Origin of the sequence: Flavobacterium ponti (assembly GCF_042652765.1) — a bacterium.
GTDB lineage: Bacteria > Bacteroidota > Bacteroidia > Flavobacteriales > Flavobacteriaceae > Flavobacterium > Flavobacterium ponti.
Genome location: NZ_JBHSGW010000025.1, coordinates 395,567 through 410,048, shown reverse-complemented (window position 1 = coordinate 410,048; position 14,482 = coordinate 395,567). Strand labels below are relative to the sequence as shown.

The 14,482-nt window shown below is 29.7% G+C and carries 17 protein-coding genes; 4 read left to right on the top strand and 13 right to left on the bottom strand.

Annotation, left to right across the window (positions count from 1 at the left end):
* The first annotated feature begins 22 nt into the window (after positions 1-22).
* Positions 23-1,267 carry an ornithine--oxo-acid transaminase gene (rocD, locus tag ACFO3U_RS10255; RefSeq protein WP_379741621.1) on the top strand — a complete coding sequence of 415 codons (1,245 nt, stop codon included), beginning with the start codon at positions 23-25 and terminating at the stop codon, positions 1,265-1,267.
* Positions 1,268-1,336: 69 nt separating this feature from the next.
* Here rocD and ACFO3U_RS10250 read toward each other — a convergent pair whose 3' ends face one another.
* Together ACFO3U_RS10250 and ACFO3U_RS10245 are read right to left on the bottom strand one after the other, a co-directional pair.
* Complete coding sequence (locus ACFO3U_RS10250) at positions 1,337-1,693, bottom strand: CCC motif membrane protein (RefSeq protein ID WP_379741618.1); 357 nt, start codon at positions 1,691-1,693, stop codon at positions 1,337-1,339.
* 29 nt (positions 1,694-1,722) lie between these two features.
* Complete coding sequence (locus ACFO3U_RS10245; RefSeq protein ID WP_379741615.1) at positions 1,723-1,998, bottom strand: DUF2752 domain-containing protein; 276 nt, start codon at positions 1,996-1,998, stop codon at positions 1,723-1,725.
* A 107-nt stretch (positions 1,999-2,105) separates the two neighbouring features.
* Between ACFO3U_RS10245 and ACFO3U_RS10240 the strand changes: the two genes are divergently transcribed.
* Positions 2,106-2,660, top strand: a complete 555-nt coding sequence (locus tag ACFO3U_RS10240; RefSeq protein ID WP_379741612.1) for a Smr/MutS family protein — start codon at positions 2,106-2,108, stop codon at positions 2,658-2,660.
* Between the two features lies 1 nt (position 2,661).
* On the opposite strand, the gene ACFO3U_RS10235 is transcribed toward ACFO3U_RS10240, so the two are convergent.
* Positions 2,662-3,183: a hypothetical protein gene (locus ACFO3U_RS10235; RefSeq protein WP_379741609.1), complete on the bottom strand. Its 522-nt coding sequence runs from the start codon at positions 3,181-3,183 to the stop codon at positions 2,662-2,664.
* A gap of 329 nt (positions 3,184-3,512) precedes the next feature.
* Between ACFO3U_RS10235 and ACFO3U_RS10230 the strand changes: the two genes are divergently transcribed.
* Together ACFO3U_RS10230 and ACFO3U_RS10225 are read left to right on the top strand one after the other, a co-directional pair.
* Positions 3,513-5,294 carry an MFS transporter gene (locus ACFO3U_RS10230; protein WP_379741606.1) on the top strand — a complete coding sequence of 594 codons (1,782 nt, stop codon included), beginning with the start codon at positions 3,513-3,515 and terminating at the stop codon, positions 5,292-5,294.
* 117 nt (positions 5,295-5,411) lie between these two features.
* Positions 5,412-6,536 (top strand): cysteine desulfurase family protein, encoded by a 1,125-nt coding sequence (locus ACFO3U_RS10225; protein WP_379741603.1) that lies wholly within the window; start codon positions 5,412-5,414, stop codon positions 6,534-6,536.
* A 295-nt stretch (positions 6,537-6,831) separates the two neighbouring features.
* Here ACFO3U_RS10225 and ACFO3U_RS10220 read toward each other — a convergent pair whose 3' ends face one another.
* The 10 genes from ACFO3U_RS10220 to ACFO3U_RS10175 form a co-directional block, all read right to left on the bottom strand.
* Entirely contained in the window at positions 6,832-7,431 is a 600-nt protein-coding gene (locus ACFO3U_RS10220) for an N-acetylmuramoyl-L-alanine amidase family protein (RefSeq protein WP_379741600.1), read from the bottom strand.
* 257 nt (positions 7,432-7,688) lie between these two features.
* Complete coding sequence (locus tag ACFO3U_RS10215) at positions 7,689-8,384, bottom strand: hypothetical protein (RefSeq protein ID WP_379741597.1); 696 nt, start codon at positions 8,382-8,384, stop codon at positions 7,689-7,691.
* A 146-nt stretch (positions 8,385-8,530) separates the two neighbouring features.
* Positions 8,531-8,860 carry a DUF4160 domain-containing protein gene (locus ACFO3U_RS10210; protein ID WP_379741594.1) on the bottom strand — a complete coding sequence of 110 codons (330 nt, stop codon included), beginning with the start codon at positions 8,858-8,860 and terminating at the stop codon, positions 8,531-8,533.
* Positions 8,861-9,272: 412 nt separating this feature from the next.
* Positions 9,273-9,899, bottom strand: coding sequence for a DUF4276 family protein (locus ACFO3U_RS10205; RefSeq protein ID WP_379741591.1), 627 nt, complete (start codon positions 9,897-9,899; stop codon positions 9,273-9,275).
* Positions 9,900-11,261: an AAA family ATPase gene (locus ACFO3U_RS10200; protein WP_379741588.1), complete on the bottom strand. Its 1,362-nt coding sequence runs from the start codon at positions 11,259-11,261 to the stop codon at positions 9,900-9,902. It abuts the gene before it with no gap.
* 159 nt (positions 11,262-11,420) lie between these two features.
* Positions 11,421-12,374 carry a hypothetical protein gene (locus ACFO3U_RS10195; RefSeq protein WP_379741585.1) on the bottom strand — a complete coding sequence of 318 codons (954 nt, stop codon included), beginning with the start codon at positions 12,372-12,374 and terminating at the stop codon, positions 11,421-11,423.
* A 15-nt stretch (positions 12,375-12,389) separates the two neighbouring features.
* Positions 12,390-12,701, bottom strand: coding sequence for a hypothetical protein (locus ACFO3U_RS10190; protein ID WP_379741582.1), 312 nt, complete (start codon positions 12,699-12,701; stop codon positions 12,390-12,392).
* Between the two features lie 270 nt (positions 12,702-12,971).
* Positions 12,972-13,538, bottom strand: a complete 567-nt coding sequence (locus ACFO3U_RS10185) for a superoxide dismutase family protein (protein WP_379741578.1) — start codon at positions 13,536-13,538, stop codon at positions 12,972-12,974.
* A 130-nt stretch (positions 13,539-13,668) separates the two neighbouring features.
* The gene (locus ACFO3U_RS10180; RefSeq protein ID WP_379741575.1) at positions 13,669-14,049 is read right to left on the bottom strand and encodes a DoxX family protein; all 381 of its coding nucleotides are present in this window, start codon (positions 14,047-14,049) and stop codon (positions 13,669-13,671) included.
* Between the two features lie 10 nt (positions 14,050-14,059).
* The gene (locus ACFO3U_RS10175) at positions 14,060-14,470 is read right to left on the bottom strand and encodes a VOC family protein (protein WP_379741572.1); all 411 of its coding nucleotides are present in this window, start codon (positions 14,468-14,470) and stop codon (positions 14,060-14,062) included.
* Between the last annotated feature and the right edge of the window lie 12 nt (positions 14,471-14,482).

The following is a 14,482-nucleotide window of genomic DNA, read 5'->3' as shown; positions in this document are numbered from 1 at the left end:
TTCAGATTAAAAAAATACATTTATGTCAGTTTTAGAAAAAAATGCAGCTAATCAAGCAATCAATTTAGAAGACCAATATGGTGCTCATAACTATCATCCACTTCCAGTTGTTCTTGCAAAAGGAGATGGTGTTTATGTTTGGGATGTTGATGGAAAAAAGTATTATGATTTTCTTTCAGCTTATTCAGCAGTAAATCAAGGTCATTGTCATCCTTCGATTATTGGTGCAATGATTGAACAAGCCAAAACCTTAACATTAACTTCTCGTGCTTTTTACAACGATAAATTAGGAGTTTATGAAGAATATATTACAAAATATTTTGGTTTTGATAAGGTTTTGCCAATGAATACAGGTGCTGAAGCAGTGGAAACAGCTATCAAAATTTGTAGAAAATGGGCTTATGAGAAAAAAGGAGTTGACGAAAAAGAAGCTCAAATCATAGTTTGTGAAAATAACTTTCACGGAAGAACTACAACAATCATTTCGTTTTCAAATGATGAAAATGCGAGAAAGAATTTCGGACCTTATACAGCTGGTTTTATTAAAATTCCTTACGATGATATCGAAGCTTTAGAAAAAGCCATTAAATCGTCTAAAAACATAGCAGGTTTCTTAGTTGAGCCAATACAAGGAGAAGCTGGAGTTTATGTTCCTAGTGAAGGATATTTAGCAAAAGCAAAACAACTTTGTAAAGAGAACAATGTTTTGTTCATTGCAGATGAAGTTCAAACTGGTGTTGCAAGAACTGGAAAATTATTAGCAGTTGATCATGAAAATGTAAAACCAGACATGTTGATTTTAGGAAAAGCATTATCTGGAGGAGTTTATCCTGTATCAGCAGTTTTGGCAAATAATGAAATCATGAATGTAATTAAGCCTGGTCAACATGGTTCAACTTTTGGAGGAAATCCAGTTGCTGCTGCTGTTGCAATTGCTGCTTTAGAAGTAATTAAAGATGATAATTTAGTTGAAAATTCGGCTGTTTTAGGAAAATTATTTAGAAGTGAAATGCAAAAATACATTGAAACTTCAAACATAGTTTCATTAGTAAGAGGTAAAGGTTTGCTTAACGCAATTGTAATTAATGATTCTGAAGAAAGTGAAACTGCTTGGAATATTTGCATGAAATTATCTGAAAATGGTTTATTGGCAAAACCTACTCATGGAAATATCATTCGTTTTGCACCACCTTTAGTAATGACTGAAGAACAATTATTGGAATGTGTATCAATTATTACGAAGACTTTAAAAGAGTTTGAAAAATAAACTTATTAATTCATAAAAAAATCCGTCTAATTAATTTATTAGACGGATTTTTTGTTTAATGTTGTTTAATTATTGTGCTCCATATTTTCTCATCATTTCTTCTTGCATTTGCTGTAAACCTTCCATTCCAAGAGTTGAGAATATAACTATTAAATAAATGATATAAATTGCACTTAAAACAATGCCGATAATAGCTAAAATTTTACCAGTATTTAAATTAGAGTAGTTGGTATAAGCGTGAGGATTTGCTTTGTATAATTGCATATCTTTTTTTGCTAAATACAAAGCAATGATTCCTAATGCTAAACCAATTATGCCATAACAGCAACATGTTAAGATTGATAGAATTCCTAAAACAAGTACTGCTGAAGCGTTAGGTAATTTTTGTCCAGTTTCAAAATTGTTAAAATTTGTAGTTTGTTCCATAAGAAAAATAGTTGTTAAGTGGGTTAAAATTAAAAGAAATGTTTTATTGAATAAGAGGTTATCATGATTAGTGCATTGCAAATGGCTAAACCAATGATTAATTTGTGATATGATCTTGATTTGTCAAAAAAGTGTAAGATTAAAATTAGAAAAAATAGAATAGTAGTATAAATTGCAGGAAACATTTTAAAAGCTTCTACAAATTCACCATGAAAAAGTAAATTTAATGCTCTTTGAGTTCCGCAACCTAAACAATCTACCCCAAATAATGATTTATTCATACAAGGAACCATGTATTCTTCCATAAAAATAATTTTAGTTGCATACAATTTTACAAATAATAAATGTAATTATGGTTAAATCATTTAATCTTTTTTTACTTTTGAGACAGATAAATTTTAAATAAAAAAGGATGTCAGTTTTTCAAATAGGTGATAAGGTTTCAGTTTTAGATGATGCGATTGATGGAGTTGTTACTGCTATCAATTCTAATCAAATAACAATAGAAACAGAGGATGGATTTCCGATGACATATTTTGTCAACGAATTGGTTAAAAACAACATTTCCAATGATTTAAAAGGTTTTATTTCAAATGCTGCTATAAGTCAAGTGAAAAATGAAAAACAAGAAGAAAAAAAGCGAAGTTTTACTAAAGAGAAGAAATCTTCAAGAGAAGTTTTTGCTTTAGAGGTTGATTTGCACATAGAAAAATTAGTACCAAACAAGAATGGTTTAAATAATTATGATATTCTAAATATCCAAATGGATACCGCAAAACGACAAATGGATTTTGCAATTAGAAATCGCATTCCAAAATTAGTTTTGATTCACGGAGTTGGTGAAGGTGTTTTAAAAAGTGAATTAGGATTTCTATTAAGAAAATATGAAAACATAAGTGTCCAAGAAGCCAATTATCAAAAATATGGTCAAGGAGCTATGGAAGTGTACTTTTTACAGAAAAAGTAAATTAAATAGATGTTTGGTAATTTCCAACAAAATATTCTTCAAAACTGAAGCTATTTGTTCCATTGGAAAAATTCACATTTACAAGTTTAATAGCATGTGTGTAACCTAACAATGTTGTTCCGTCAGTATCAAATCGTTGAGTAGTAGTTACATCTAATGTTCCACCAGTTGCATTCCATTCATTAGTTACAACAGGAGTTGCAGGAGCAATTACACTACAAATTGTTGTACTTGTTGCGGTATCATTGTATAGTCTATAAATTATAGATACTGAAGAATTATCTATTGGGTATGATTTTGAATATGGAAATTCATTGAAATTTGAATCATAAGTATATGGTTCTGCAGAAATATCTAGCAACAATAACTCATTATCATTTATTTTGTATAAGAAAGTTTTATTATCATCCGGACATTTCTGGATAGATTGACTTGAAAAGTTGAAAGATTCTAGAGTTATATCTCCATCATCACAAGAACTGAATGTAAAAAAAACAATTAACAGTAAAAATAGCTTTCTCATTATTGGGTATTTTTAGCAAAAGTAAATTTTAAATTGAAAAAGTAAGTAACTTTTAACTTAGTTTTTATAATTCTGTATAAAAAATTGTTGAATAACACTATGTTTTGGTAGATAAAAAACTTTTATACAGAAAGATACTATTGCTTTTCATCATATTTAAAAGCCAAAGAAATCGTTTTCGTTGATAAATTAATTTTAAAACAACATAAAATAAAGGCTTATAAATGTATATTTAGCAAATTTTTCAGGTTAATGTTATCATTTAGATAATTTAAGTTCTTAAAAATTAACAATTTAAAAATAGTTAAAAAAATAAACCACATCTAATTATGAGTTCAAACAAGATTCAAACTAATTATCCTGCGCTATATACGCTTATTACAGTGTTTTTCTTTTGGGGATTTATTGCTGCTGGAAACAGTATTTTTATTCCTTTTTGTAAAAGTTATTTCTCTTTAGATCAGTTTCAATCTCAATTAGTAGATTTTGCTTTTTATACGGCTTATTACATTGGAGCCTTATTGTTATTTGCTTTAGGAAATAATTCAGGAAAAGACATTGTAGGAAAATGGGGTTATAAAAAAAGTATTGTGTATGGTCTTTTATTTTCCGCATTAGGAGCTGGTGCGATGATTGTAGCAGTTGAAGCTAATTTATATGCAGGAATGTTGGTTGGACTTTTTATAGTTGCTTTAGGATTTTCATTGCAACAAACAGCAGCTAATCCATTTGCTATTTTATTAGGTGATCCAAAAACAGGTGCAAGCCGTGTGAACCTTGGTGGTGGAATTAATTCTTTTGGAACAACTATTGGACCTATTGTTATTGCATTGGCTTTGTTTGGAACAGCTTCTTCAGTTACTGACGAACAAATTAAGTTATTAGAATTAAATAAAGTTGTTATTCTTTACGTTTGTGTTGGGTTGCTTTTTGTGGCAGCAGCAGCATTATTTTACTTTTCTAAGAAAGTTCCAACAGGAGTTTCTGATGAACCAATTGAACCAGCTAATAAAGCTTTAATGACTTTAGTGGTAATGACAATTTTATTAGGAGTAATGTTTACACCAGTTTTTCAGAGTTACAAAAGCGATGATGCTAATAAGATTGTTACTCTTCAAAAAGAACTTGATTTTGATAAGTCAGAAGCTAATATTGAAAAATTAAAAGATTATACTGGTGATGAATTAGCTGTTTATAGAAAAGAGATGCAAACTAAAAGCGATGAATTAGTAGAATTGAAATCTAATTTAGAGCATTATAGAATGTATTGGCTTTTTGGAGCATTAGCAGTTATTCTTGGTGGAATTTTATTTTCATATACTTCAGCAAAAAAGAAAGCTGAAGGTTGGGGAGCCATGCAATATCCACAATTGGTTTTGGGAATGTTGGCTATTTTTACTTATGTTGGAGTAGAAGTTGCTATTGGAAGTAACTTAGGTGAATTATTAAAATTAAAAGAATTTGGAGGTTTAGAATCTTCAGATATTGCTCCTTATATTTCTATGTATTGGGGAAGTTTAATGATTGGTCGTTGGGCTGGAGCAGTAAGTGTTTTTGAATTAAAAGGTGCTAAAAAAACATTAGCTTTAATCATTGTTCCATTAATAGCATTTGGAGTGATTTTGGGAGTAAATATTTTATCAGGAAAAGATATGAAACCTTTATATTATTATGTTTTCTGTGTTCTTGTTCAAATTGGAGCTTTCTTCTTGAGTAAAGACAAACCAGCAAGAACCTTAACTATTTTTGGAACTTTCGGAATTATAGCTATGTTAATTGGATTATTTACAACAGGAACTGTTGCTATTTATGCCTTTTTAGCTGGTGGATTAGCTTGTTCAATTATGTGGCCATCTATTTTTAGTTTATCTATTATTGGTTTAGGAAAATATACTTCTCAAGGATCAGCTTTCTTGGTAATGATGATTTTAGGTGGTGGAATTATTCCTCCAATACAAGGGAAATTATCTGATATTATCGGAATTCACCAATCGTATATTGTAGCTGTTTTATGCTTTGTTTATTTGACTTTATTTGCAATTATTGTAAAAGGGTTATTGAAAAAACAGAACATAGATGTTGATGCAATTGAAGTAGAAGCAGCTCATTAAAAAATTATAAACTCAAATAGATTAAATTCCAAATTCCAATTTTAATAAAACTTTGGAATTTGGAATTTCTTTTTTGGGTCTTCTTATTTGTATCTTTGTATAAATTATTAAAATCGAATGTCAAAACGTATATATTTAGATAGTGCTGCTACTTCATCAGTACATCCAGAAGTTATAAAAGCAATGGTTGAAGTATTGCAAAATGATTACGGAAACCCATCTTCAACACATAGTTATGGGAGAAGTGCCAAAACTTTAGTAGAAACTTCAAGAAAAAGCATTGCAAAACACTTAAATTGTTCAGCTCAAGAAATAATTTTTACGAGTAATGGAACAGAAGCTACCAATTGGATTTTAACTTCTTTAGTAAAAACCAATCAAGTTCAACGAATTATTACTTCTAGAATTGAGCATCATGCTACTTTATACACAGTTTTAGCGCTTCAAAAAGAGTTTGGAGTACAAGTTGATTTTGTTTCGGTTTTGCCTTCTGGTGCGATTGATATGAAGCATTTGGAAGAACTATTGCAACAAGATATTCCAACAGTGGTTACGTTGATGCATGTGAATAATGAAATAGGAACTGTTTTAGATTTGGAAAAAGTTTGTACTTTATGCCAAGAAAATAAGGCTTTGTTTCATTGTGATACAGTTCAGTCTGTTGGAAAAGAAATAATAGATTTGACAAAATTACCCATTGATTTTATTGTAGCTAGTGCCCATAAATTTCATGGTCCAAAAGGAGTAGGGTTTGTTTTTATAAAGAAAACGGCTTCTATAACTCCTTTTACTCATGGTGGTTCTCAAGAAAAAGGATTGCGTTCTGGTACTGAAGCTGTGCATCAAATTGTGGGAATGAGTAAAGCTCTTGAATTGTGTTATGAAAATTTAGAAACTGATAAAAAACATATTACCGATTTAAAAAGGTATTGTTTGGAACAGTTGCAATTGAATTTTCCAGAAATAAAAGTAAATGGTGAAGATTCATTTTATAATATTATCAATGTGTTGTTGCCTTTTTCAGAAGAGAAAACAGCTATGATATTGTTTAATTTAGACATCAAAGGAATTGCAGTTTCAAGAGGAAGTGCTTGTCAGAGTGGAAGTGTAAAGCCTTCTCATGTATTAGCTGAAATTTTAGCTGATGAAGATATTAAAAAACCTTCTTTGCGAATTTCTTTTTGTCATGATAATGTGAAAGAAGATATTGATGCTTTGGTTGATGGGTTGAAAGGGGTTTAAGTTTTGGTTTCAGGTTGTTTCAGGTTGTTTCAGTTTGTTTTTTAAGACGACTTCTCGATACAATTTTGTTTCCTTTACATTCCAACAAAATCACTCGAAGTGACGGTAAGAATTGTATTTTATATTAAATTAAATCATCTAGGTATAAAGTCAGTTTGAGTGATTTTTAAAAAATAAAACTTTAGTTTTAGTTGTTAAAAATAGTATCGAGAACTGTGTTACAATAAAAAAAGCACAGTGAATTTTTACTTTCTCTGTGCTTTTTCATATACATTCAGATATTATGGCTAAAAGGTTACTGAATGCTTTTTAAAATGTTTGTTGCAATTTCGTTTTGACCTGCTTCACTTGTTAGATAGTTTCTGTCGTTTTCGTCAGATAAAAAACCTAGTTCTAAAAGTACTATTGGGCAATTTGATTTTCTTAAAATTAAGAAATTGGCTTGTTTTACACCTCTTGATTTTAGGTTTTCATTTGAAACAGCTTCAAGAAGTTTTCTGGCTTCTTCTGTTGATTGCTGATGGTGTGAGTTGTTTTCTGACACATAAGCTTCAATGCCTGACTGGTTTTTATTAGAAGAATTAAAGTTTGCGTGTAATGAAACTACTAAATCTGGGTTTAATTCGTTTATTCTTTTGATTCTATCTGTTAATTCAATGTTGTTGTCTGTGTCTCTTAATAAAACAATTTCTACTTTTGAAGGATCGTGTTTTTCAAAAATCTTTTTTGAGATTTGCTCTACAACATCTTTTTCATATAGTTCATCTACTTTAGCACCGTGGTCAACACCACCATGACCAGCATCGATGACTATTAACTTTTTATTATTTAGTGATGTGAAAGATAGTAATACAACTACTGCACATAGGCTCAAAAGAGAAAGGATTTTTTTCATGTGGTTTGGTTTTTAGATTTGTGGTTTTATAGAATAACGAAAGATAGGGAAAAATATTTTATTTATTGTTTTTTCAAAGGTTTGGGGTTGTTAAATTTTGATATGCATTGTGATTGTTTAACGTTTCGCGGCTTTAAGAAGTGGCGATAAACCAAGACCAAGCCTTCACAAATATAAACAATACTTTAAATTAATTAACTTTTCCATTTTGGATTTTCCAGACACTTGCCATATTTTTAAACCGCTGTTAGCAACTGTTATTTTCTTTTCTCTATAGGTCTGAAATTAATAAATCTATCAAAAGCATCTGGAGAATCTTTAATGGTTTCAATTTCTTTCCATTTTCCATTCACATCAACAACTTCCGCAATAATTTTACCATCCCTTTGTTCAACACTAGCAAATTCTTTTAGACTATCATTTTCAATTTTTAAAAAGTATGTTGTTTGTCCTCCAGTTAGTACACAAGCGTCAATACAATTTAGTTTTTCATTAAACATTAAGTTTGGAAAACGTTCTGAATTTTTTATCCAATTTAATGATTTGTTTTTAGGAGAATATAGAATTAGAGTTTGGACAACGTTTCCACCTCTTGCTGCCATTCCAGTTGTAAAGATTATATCTTTGAAGCCATCATTGTTAAAATCTTTGATTTCGGTATCTAAATCATTAATTCTCTCAGCTTCTAAAATTAAGCTGTCTTTTAATTTCCAATATAATTGGTCTTTTTCATAAAGATAAACTTTGGCAATAGTATTTTCTCGCGTTCCAATTTTATAAACTTCTATTTTATTATTGTGTTTTTGACCAAAGCTTTTTGAATCAGAAAAAACTTCAAGTGTGTCAACAACTATTAATTCTTCAGTTTTATTTTCGGTAACAGTTTTTGGTTCTCCCTTTTTAGAACAACTAATAATTAAAAATATGGTTATTATGTAGATTAGGTTTTTCATAATAGTTGCTAACCGTTGGTATAAGAATAGTTGCGGGTTTACGTGCGAGGATTTTCCGAAGGAAAATTAGAAGCTAGCAAACGAGCAACTGACATTGGTTTAGGATAAAACTAGCAATTTTTTATATACTGTGTTGTGTGCTGGCTTTAATTTATTTTTTTATTCCAAATTGCTTCCATTCTCGATTTAACTTTAATGTCGTTGAAGAAAGCATTAATTCTTTTAATTCCTTTTGTGTCGATTGTGCCACTTAAATATTCTCCGTTTTCTATTTTAAATTTGGCATCTATTGTTCTGTCCCTAGATTTTACGTGAAAATGGGGTGGATTGTGGTCGTTAGAATAAATCATTATTTGCATATTTCCCAAGGTTCCAATCCGTTCTCTAGTTTCAATTCCCTGTAAAATATTTGGGTCGTCACTAAAATATCGTTCTAATATTGGAGTCAAAATTATTTCCTCAATGCTCGGTTTCACAATTAGATTTTTTTTGTTTTTAATAGTTTTTTTCTAAAAATAAAAAGTACGATAATTGCCAGTCCGCAAAGAATTGCTAAAATGTGAAAAGTTCTAATTGCGTTGCATAAGTCAATTCCGGAAACGATTGAGATGCAATCAGTCGGATTATTTGTTTCGTATTTTAAACTGACCATTGAATTTAATACCATAAATTCAAAAAATGGAATTCCGATTATTAGTAAAATCAGAGTAATTATGTAAGTCGTTTTTCTCAATTATTCTCGGTTTTCAGCTTGCACACAACGTTTCGCGGCTTCGAGAAGTGGCGATGAACCAAGACCAAGCCATCACAAATATAAACAAAACTTTAAATTAAAAACCTTTCCAATTTCAAATAAATCCCATGCCACGCCATTTCTTGAAACCGCTGTTAGGCAACGTTTATTATTGTATTTGTAACTTCTCTATAAAATTTATCAAATGATTTAGACTTTTCTCTAGCCACTATTGGATCAATACTTTTATATATTTTGACTCTATTTCTTCTGTTTTTTATATCAATATCTGTAGTCAGTTTTGATGTTAACCATTGGCTAGGATTCGGAATTTCAATGTCAACATTTTGAAATTCTTCGGTTATTAATTCTGAATTAAAATTTTCATTATTTTTTAAAGATATAAAATCGGCACATACCCATGATTCAAATGTTTTGTCTGCTATAACTACAACAATATTATTTGGCATATTTAAACTACCATTTAATTGACTCTCAACAAACTCTTGACATTTTTGAGTGACCATATTTTTCAATTCTATGCAATCTTGTACTAAATTTTCTTTTAGAGCATCTCTATAATCAAGTGTAATCACAATCTTTCTTGGAGAATGAATTTTTATCATTGCTAATAATTGCTCGTGAACATTTTTCATAATATTACCAATACCACCCGCATTAATAATGGGCACATAATGTGGAGTATTTGGAATTTTGCTTATTATTGAAGGAAAGGAGTCATACTCACAATGCCCTTCAACTATTAGTGCTAAATCAACCATTTAAATAGTTTTTGGTACTCCGTTTAACAATCCTTTTGTCCAAAGAGAACCAATTTCACCCATTGAAATATTTTCTACATTTATTATGTCACCGATTGTCATATAATGAGTACCATTTTCGTTTCTTTCTGTAATCAATAATTCTTCAGGTTTTAAACATTCTAGTACTTGTTGAGAATGTGTTGTAAGAATTACTTGTATGTTTTTTATTTCAATCGTTTTTCTGATATGACTCATCAGATCCTTAACTGCCCATGGATGTAAGCCGTGTTCAGGTTCCTCAATCAATACAGTTGAACCTTCAGAGTGTGATTCCAAACATAATAATATTGCCAATGCACGTAATGTACCATCAGAAGCTTCCCAAGACTCTATCGGTCTACCATCAAAAATTTCTTCAAAAACTAAATACTCTTTTCCAGCTCTTAGTGTTTCACAATATGCTTTAGTAAAGTAAGGGGATATATTAGACATTGTGTCAACAATTCTATTCCAAGCAGTTTTATTGTTTTTTATAAATTTTTTTACAACTGTAGGAATATTATCACCAGATGTTGAAACTTTATTTGAATTTGATATAGATTGTTCTTGTCTTAATTCATTGATAAACAAATCATATCTAGATATAGACTGTAATTCATTCACAATTTTTTTAAGATGTTGACTAAAATTAAATATAAGTCTGTCTGAAGAAAGAAAAACTTTTGAATTGTTATTTTTTACATTATTTAGAAGATTGTCAAATAAACTTTTTAAATTTTCGGAATCTAGATTATTACCTAATATTCCTCCAAGACCTATCCAATTCAACAATAATTGAATATTCTCTTTATTTAGTTGAAAATTTGTTTTATATGCAAATTTACCTTCAGAATCTCTATAAAAATTTATTGAAGAATCTCTATACTTTTTTAATGTCTTAATATCTAACTTTACAGGATTTTTGTTGTCGTTTACTTTTTTTATATGATTAGCTAATAAAAAAACAGAATCTATAAATAATTCTTCTTCTTCAATTTTTATTACATTGTTAGTGGCTTTCTTGAACGTTAAAGAATAAACTACTTTTAATTCTCCATACTCTTCAAACCAATTTTCTGGAGGGTCTATTTTGAATTCAACTTTAAACTTTATTTTTTTATTTAAGTCTTTATATTGTTTTGGCAATATTTCATTAATTCCACCACGATTATATATTGCATCTACTAATCCAAATTGAGTAACATCTGAAATAAAGTCAATTCCTTTGATTAAATTACTTTTCCCTGTTGAATTAGCTCCAACAATGACTGTCAAAGGGTTGAGTTTAACTTCACATCTTTGAATGCTTCTAAAATTTTCTATTTCAATTGAATTTATCATTTGTGAATTATTTATGTTTAAATGTTGCCTAACGTTTCGCGGCTTCAAGAAGTGGCGATGAACCAAGACCAAGCCTTTACAAATATAAATAAAACTTTAAATTAAAAACCTTTTCCATTTCAAATAAATCCCGTGCCTCGCCATTTCTTGAAACCGCTGTTAGTGGCAGTTTTTTATTTTTTCGTATTCTTCTGCTTTAATAACTTGTGTTTTTATTTTCAACTTCTCAAAAGTTTTTTCTGCTTTATATTTACAACGATCGTCATTTGTTATAAAAAAATCGCAATGAGAAGCATAAAATGTATGCAATGCATCATCAAACATATTATTAAAGTTACTATCTGTTTTGTAACCTTGCAAGTCATATTTATAAAACGTTTCAATAATTTTTGAGTATGCATTATTCTCACTTGTTTTTGATTTTGGCTCGTACAATTCAGAGATTTCGAATATATCTAAATGTTTAGGTAAGCCTTCAAAGTTTGATTTTATAGATTTAAGCATTTCTGGGTTATTTCTATGCTTAGTTAAACTTTGAACTAAATATGATTTAAAAGATTTATACAAACTATAATCAGATTTTAATCTACTTTGGAAATCAAAAACGTCTTCCATTAAAGCGAGTTGATTGTTTTCTATTCTTGATTTTGGATACATTATTCCAAACATTGGGTCAACTGAAAATGCTTTTTTAAATTCAGGAGGAAGTGGAATTAATTTATATAATTCCGCAAAATTTGGTGCGTTTGGTATTTCTTCAAATTTTAAAACTTCAAGAAATGAAGTTGGTTCAAATTCCCATTCATTTTTTTTCTCTTCAAAGAATTCTTCTATTTTTCTGAAATGCCAAGTTGTTTCGTTTTTCCCCCAATATTGACAGATGCACAAATCGTTTGTTAGTTTTTTTATATAGTTTAAGTGTCCATCAATATAATCTGGATTTTTTTGAAAACCTCTGAACAAATCGTTAAGATGAGCGTTGGAATAGGGAACAACAATTTTATTTTCAAGAATTAAGTTTTCTATTTCTGTATATATAGTTTTTTCAGAAATTTCTAATTTTTCTTTTTTTTCTATCCTGTCAAATATGTTTAAATCTATATATACATTCATTTTTATAAACTTATGTTATTCTTCTTTTGATAATATGAAAATATAACTGCTATAAGGATCTCTTGAATTAAATCCTTCGTGAGATTCAAAAAGTGTTTGTTCTAAATTCCAACCAAGTTTTATACAATAATTAAGAGCATCAACTTGAGAAATAAATTGAATAATTTTTCCTTCTTCATTTCGTATTAAATCAGCAACTGTATTGTCACTTTTTTTATGTGAAGAATTAAATTGACCTTCATTTAATCTTGCAGGTCCATTTTCGTCTGGAGCAGTTCCATTTGACATTCCTTTTGCCCAATATGTCAAGATTGCATATTTTTTCATAATTGTTTGGTGTTTTTAATTTTTTCTTGTTTTGTAAGATTCTGCGTCAAAATTGCCACTAACTTGTTTATACTCGCTACTTTATTACTAGTTTTATACCAAATTGGCAGGATAGTCGCAAGTTTTTGTGGTTGGTTTTTCAAATATAGCTAAAAACTGCATTGGTTTATTGTGGTCTTTTCTAATTTATTAAAATTTCTAAAAAAAAATCCTCAACAGCTAATGTTGAGGATTTTTAAAATTTTGTTTAAATGTACTTATTGTTTGTGTTTACTTTTGTTCTAGTACAATTTCTCCACATCCAATTCGGTCTCCAGCATTGCCACTAGGTTGTGATTTCATGTCGTCAGCATCTTTATGCACAACAATTGATTTTCCTATTATGTTTTTGGTTTCATCTTCACAACTGATACACCATAAATCGGTTTCTTTAGTAATGGTAGCAATTCCGTTTTCATCAGCGGTTAAGTTTCCAATATCTCCTTTATGAAACATTTTGTGTTCCCATTCTCCGTGTTCTTCTTTGGTTGGGTTCCAGTGTCCACCAGCCGATGAACCATCTTCTGCACTACAATCTCCGTTTTCATGAATATGAATAGCATGTTCTCCTGGTGTTAATCCCGTAAAATCAGCTTTCATATATACTTTTCCGTCATTTTCTGTGAAAGTAACGGTTCCAGAAACTGTACTATTGCTTTTAGCGGCAATTTGAGCAGTTGCTGTTGCTGTTTTTTCTACAACTTCTACTGTTTCTTCCTTATTTTCTTCTTCTTTTACTGTTTCTTTGCATCCTACAAGCGTAACACCAATTAGTGCTATAATTAAGTAATTTTTCATGATTAGTCTTTTTAGTTAATTATTGTTTTACTATCTAATTGCTAAATTACTTATTTAAAATGCTTTGCATGTTACAAAATCTCCATGTATGGACAATTATTTATGTTTGAATTTTATAAATTGTTTAGCATTATTTATTGCTAGTGTCATTTATTTTTTGATTGTAAACATAAGAAACCGATAGAATGGCTAAAAAAGCTAATGGCATAATCATGTAACCAATATTTTTATCCACACAAGAATGACTGATGAAAGCAAAAATTAAGGAAAAGGCAAGACCCGCATAAGCCCATTCTTTAATTTTACTTGGTATTGTAGGTATAAGAATTGCAATGACTCCTAACATTTTAGCGATTACTAAGGCATAGGCAAAATAATCTGGGTAGCCTAAGGCTTTTGTTCCAAAAGTCATGTATTCTGGTGCAGTTATCCATGTTATTAATGGCATAACACCTTCCATCAAAGCTATGATAATAGTTGTGGTCCAAAATATAATTTTATTTTTTTTCATCTTTTTGTTTTTAGTTATTTGAGTTGTAATTCAATATCCAATGGTTTCCAAATTTATCGGTAAGAGTACCAAATAAAGCTCCCCAAAAGGTAGTTTCTAGGTTATGGTTAATAGTTCCGTTTGCTGCCAATTTTGTAAAGCAAGACTTTAGTTTTTTTTTGCTTTTGCAATTCAGTGATAGTGCTAAAGTATTCCCTTTTTCTAATGGTTTTTCATCGACTATGTCTGTTGCCATAAGAATTAACTTTCCTTTTTTTAGTGTTGCATGAAGGATGTAGTTTTTCATTTTGGTTGGCATTTTTTTGGAAAGAGGTGAATCTCCAATAGTTTGAAAAGTGAGTTCACCTCCTAAACATTCTTGATAAAATGTCATTGCTTCTCTACAATTACCATTGAAAGTGAGGTATGAATTTATTTGCATTGTCGTGAATTT